Origin of the sequence: Paraburkholderia sp. Ac-20336, assembly GCF_017105025.1 — a bacterium.
GTDB lineage: Bacteria > Pseudomonadota > Gammaproteobacteria > Burkholderiales > Burkholderiaceae > Paraburkholderia.
In genome coordinates this window covers 1-1216 of the sequence record NZ_JAAGPS010000299.1, presented here as the reverse complement: position 1 = coordinate 1216, position 1216 = coordinate 1, and the positions used below count along the sequence as shown (strand labels likewise).

Annotated in this window: 1 protein-coding gene; it reads left to right on the top strand. The window is 71.5% G+C overall.

Translation table 11 applies throughout. The features are described from left to right. On the top strand, positions 1-1216 hold a 1216-nt coding region (locus tag GXB81_RS31130; RefSeq protein ID WP_241016606.1), incomplete at both ends, for an ATP-grasp domain-containing protein.

Below are 1216 nucleotides of genomic sequence, written 5' to 3'. Positions count from 1 at the left end.
GGTCGCGGGGCTGTCGGCGCGCCTGCTCGCGCAGTCCGCTGCGCGCGCGGGCTGGCGCGTCGCCGCGCTCGATATCTTCGGCGACCGCGATACGCGCGCGGCCGCCGAGTGCTGGTTCGATGTTGGTGCGGGAGGCAGTGCAGGCGGCGGTGCGAATGGCGGTGCAAGCGGCGGTGCAAACGGCGGCACGAATGACGATGCAGGCGACGGCGCGAATGGCGGCGCATTGGCGCTCGATCGCGCGCGGCTCGTCGATGCGCTCACGCGCATCGCGCGGCTGCCGCACCTGCTCGGCTGGATCGGCGGCAGCGGGCTCGAACCGCTAATGGCGCCGCTATGCCGCGAACCCGGCCTGCCCCGTCTGCTCGGCAACGATGCCGAAACGATCGCGGCGGTACGCGAGCCGCGCCGTTTCTTCGCGCTGCTCGACGCGTTGGGGATCGCGCATCCGGCGGTGTCGTTCGAGCGGCCTGAGCAAGCCGACGGGTGGCTCTTCAAGCTTGCGGACGGCTGCGGCGGCACGCATATCAGACCGGCGGCGGCGGTGGCTGCCGAGGCGACTTCCGCCGCTGTGCCTCAAGCTATGCCCCACGCCGCCCCCCAAGCTGTACCCCAAGCCATACCCCAAGCCGCACCCCACGCAACCGCGTTCGCCCCACAGCCACGCTCAGCCCCCTCAAAACACGGCTATTTCCAGCGCCTCGGCAACGGCCAACCGCTGTCGGCGCTATTCATCGGCGCGGGCGGCCGTGCGAATCTGCTCGGTTTCGCCGAGCAGCTCGTCTGCGCAATTGGCGACCTGCGCTTCGTGCATGCCGGCTCGCTCGGCCCGATCGAAATGCCGCCGCCCGCTGCCGCGCGCATCCAGCAGGCACTCGACGCGCTGTGCGCACGCACGGGTCTCGTCGGCCTCAACAGTTGCGACTTTCTGTTCGACGGCAGCGCGTTCGAGGTGCTCGAAATCAACGCGCGCCCTTCCGCGACGATGGCGCTCTACGAAACCGCTTCGCCCGATGCCTGGCCGCGCGGCCTGCTCGCCGGCCATCTCGACGCGTGCCGCCACGGCCGCGCGCCGTCGGACGCGAGCCTCGCGCTCGCGCGCGAGCCGCCCTGGCGGGCCGGCCAGCAGGTGCTGTTCGCGCCCGTGTCGTTCACCGCGTCGGCGGCATTCTCCGACGCCTGCTTCGACGATCCCCACTGCCGCGACGTGCCGATG